Consider the following 3,523-nt stretch of genomic DNA (forward strand, 5'->3'; position numbering starts at 1 on the left):
GACTGCCGGCGTCATCGGTGCGCTACTCGGATCCACCGCGGGCAAGGCCGTCGATGGCGGCAAGCTCCTCTTTCTGTTCGCGCTCGTCATGATCGTCGTCGGCGTTGTGATGCTGCGCGGGCGGGGTGACGCTGGTAATCCCGGTGCAGAATGCAACCGGGAGAAGGCGCCCAAGGTGCTGGGTTATGGCCTCGGCACCGGACTGTTTTCAGGCTTCTTTGGCATCGGTGGTGGCTTCCTGATCGTTCCCGGACTGATTGGATCGACGGGCATGCCGATCCTCAACGCCGTCGGCACGTCGCTGATCGCCGTCACCGCGTTCGGGCTAACGACCGCTGCCAACTACGCGTTCTCCGGGCTTGTGGATTGGCCGCTCGCCTTCGCCTTCATCGGCGGTGGAGTTATCGGCGGGTTGATCGGCACGCGGATCGCTAAGCGTCTGGGCACGGGCAGTACGCTCACCACGGTTTTCGCAATGCTGATCTTCGTGGTCGCAGCCTATATGCTCTGGAAGAGCGCAGGCGCGTTTCTGTGATGGGCAGCGCAATTGCCATCGGGCCGCTGATGATGGCGGTCGATCGCGGATTGGCGGTTCTGTGCGTCGCCGTGTTCCTCGGTTTGACGGCGCTGGCGGGACGGTTCCGCTTCCCGCGAGTGTCGATGGTCGCGACCAGTGCTATTGTCGTCGGGCTGGTGACGGCCCGGATCGGCTATGTCGCGACGCATTGGGCGAGCTACGCCGATGCTCCACTTTCCATCCTAGCTATATGGGCAGGGAGGCTTCTCGGCCGTCGCCGGCCTCGCCGGCGCTGCGGTAACGCTGGCGTTCCGGCTCGGCCGAACGCGCGCTCTGGCGATAGGCTGGGCAGCGCTTGCCGTAGCTGGCGGCCTCTGGTTCACGCTTCAGGCGCTGATCCCGCCCGTGACCTACGGCCCCTTTCCCTATCATCTCGCCCTAACGACGCCATCCGGCGCTCCGCTCCCGCTTGATCGTTTCCGGGGTCGTCCCTTCGTGGTCAATCTGTGGGCGACATGGTGCGGCCCATGCCGGCGCGAGCTGCCGATGCTCGATGCTGCTGCGTCGCGCCGTGGAGAGGTTCCGATTCTGCTCGCCGATCAGGGTGAGGCGCCGGCGACCGTTACCCAGTTCCTTACCCGCGAAGGCATCGGTGCCGGCAACGTCGCGCTTGATCCCGACCGTAGGCTTTCCCGAGCCTTCGAAGTCGCCGGCTATCCCGCAACCGCCTTCGTCGCCGCGAATGGCACGATCGTGCAGCTTCAGCTCGGAGAGTTGTCGCGCGCCGCGCTCGCCGATGGAATTGATAAGGCAAGGAAACACCGATGAACCGCCGCAACCTTCTCTTTCGCGGCGCTCTAGCCGCGCTTGCTTTCGCCGTGCCGATGACACCTGCGGTCGGGCAGCAGCAGCCTGATTTGTCGCGCAAGGCAGTCGTCGACGATCCCGTAGCCCCCAAGCGGGCCGGCACCGCCTATGACGTCACCGTTGTCGAGTTCTTCGACTACAACTGCCCCTATTGCCGTCGCATGGAGCCGGTGCTGAACGCGCTGCTTCGCTCCGACCCGAAGGTCCGGATCGTGTATCGGGATTGGCCAATATTCGGACCCGCCTCCCGTGAGGCGTCCCGGGCGGCCGTCGCGAGCCAGTGGCAGGGCAGGCATGCCGCCTTCCATGGAGCGCTGCTTGCCTCGCCGGCGCGGCTCGACAGCGCCGGTATCAGGGCAGCTGCTGTGAAAGCCAAGGTGGATTGGCCGCGTCTGCAACGTGACCTGAAGACGCGTGGCGCGGAAATCGATGCGCTGCTCGCACGCACCAATGCGATTGCCGAAGCGATCGGGTTCAATGGGACGCCGGCGCTGATCGTCGGCTCGCAGGTCGTGGCCGGCGCGGTCGATCTGCCGGCGCTCCGCCGCCTCGTCGCCACGGCGCGCAGCAAGCCCGGAGGGCGTTGAGCGTGCCGGGGGCCACTCAGTCGGAGGCAGGCGGTCGGGCTCGGCGCTGTAGTCGTGGGGGGGCTGGGCGGTCGGACAGGTGCTGCGGCGCACCGCCCCGATTGGGCGTGACGTTGGTCCGACCGCCGACCTGATCCTGACAGGCGGCAGTTCGCCTGAGCACGGTCCTGCCGACGCGACGTTGCGGCTTGCCGTTTTCACCGATTATCGTTGCCCGGCCTGCCGTCACGCCTTCCCCGCGTTGGAAGAGGCCGTGCGACGCGATGGCAAAATTAGGGTCATCTACAAGGATTGGCCGATCTTCGGTCCACCGTCTGAACGTGCCGCGAGCGTTGCGCTCAGCTGTGCCGAACAGGGCATCTACCCGGTCGTCCATCGCCAGCTGATGGCCGACAACCGTACGATTGACGACGACATGCTGCGGGACGTCGTAATCGGCGCTGGCGGTGACTGGCTGAGCGCAACGACGTGGCTTGCTTCGCATGCACAGGCTGTCGCGGCGCGCCTGCGTGCGAACGGCCAAGAGGCCTATTCGATCGGCTTGGCCGGCACCCCGGGCTTTCTTGCCGGACGCATGCTGGTGATGGGCGCGATCGATCCGGGTGATTTCGAGCGGTTGTTCGCGCGGGCGCGGGCAGAAAGCTAACAGAGCGAGAGGATGAAAACATGATCGAGTATAAGCACGATGGTATGACCGTTGCGTCGCTCCATGATGAGCGCACTGGTAGCTTCCAATATGTTGTCGTCGACGACACTACGAAGACGGCTGCGATCATCGATCCAGTTCTGGATTTTGACCCGCGCGCTGGTGCGACCGCGACCCGAAACGCGGATCTTATCCTCGACTATGTGCGCGAAAAGGGGCTAACCGTCGAATGGGTGCTCGACACCCACCCACACGCCGATCATTTTTCAGCCGTTCCGTACCTCACCGGCAAGACCGGTGGCAAAACCGCGATCGGCAACAAGGTCGTGGAAGTGCAAAAGCTGTGGCGGGACATCTACTGCCTGCCCGATCTCGCCGTCGACGGCAGCCAGTGGGACCGGTTGTTTGCGGATGGCGAGCGTTTCCGGATCGGCACGCTCGATGCTCATGTCATGCTGTCGCCGGGCCATACGCTTGCCTCGATCACTTATGTCGTCGGTGACGCCGCGTTCGTTCACGATACGCTGATGGTTCCCGATAGTGGCACAAGCCGAGCGGACTTCCCGGGTGGTGATGCTCATTCGCTGTGGTGCTCGATCCGCGCCATCCTCGATCTGCCACCCGAAACCGCAACCTATGTTGGGCATGACTATGGCAAGGATGGCAGGGACGTACTTGGTCGCTCGACCGTCGCCGATCAGCGTCGCGACAACATCCATGTTCACGATGGCATCGACGAAGCCGAGTTCGTCGCGACCCGCGAGAAACGCGACGCATCGCTCCCACTACCCGACCTGATGCTCGCCGCGCTTCAGGTGAACATACGTGGCGGCCGGCTGCCGGATGCGGACAAGTGTGGGACGGCGTTTCTCAAGGTGCCTCTGAACCGGTTTGGACCTGGTGCTT

At 64.3% G+C, this 3,523-nt stretch carries 5 protein-coding genes; all 5 read left to right on the plus strand.

What is annotated here, in order from left to right; translation table 11 throughout:
• On the plus strand, positions 1-535 hold a 535-nt coding region (locus HWN72_RS30430), incomplete at its 5' end, for a sulfite exporter TauE/SafE family protein (RefSeq protein WP_211152292.1).
• A gap of 387 nt (positions 536-922) precedes the next feature.
• Positions 923-1,345: a TlpA disulfide reductase family protein gene (locus HWN72_RS31505; protein ID WP_309141612.1), complete on the plus strand. Its 423-nt coding sequence runs from the start codon at positions 923-925 to the stop codon at positions 1,343-1,345.
• Positions 1,342-1,971 (plus strand): DsbA family protein, encoded by a 630-nt coding sequence (locus HWN72_RS30440; protein ID WP_008830454.1) that lies wholly within the window; start codon positions 1,342-1,344, stop codon positions 1,969-1,971. The genes HWN72_RS31505 and HWN72_RS30440 overlap by 4 nt, the downstream gene beginning before the upstream one ends.
• A gap of 79 nt (positions 1,972-2,050) precedes the next feature.
• A complete protein-coding gene (locus tag HWN72_RS30445; RefSeq protein WP_231726576.1) occupies positions 2,051-2,617 on the plus strand; it encodes a DsbA family protein in 567 nt (188 codons plus the stop codon).
• Positions 2,618-2,637: 20 nt separating this feature from the next.
• The coding region (locus HWN72_RS30450) for an MBL fold metallo-hydrolase (RefSeq protein WP_211152293.1) at positions 2,638-3,523 on the plus strand (886 nt) is incomplete at its 3' end.

It is taken from the genome of Novosphingobium sp. HR1a (genome assembly GCF_015594425.1).
Taxonomy (GTDB): Bacteria; Pseudomonadota; Alphaproteobacteria; order Sphingomonadales; family Sphingomonadaceae; genus Novosphingobium; species Novosphingobium resinovorum_A.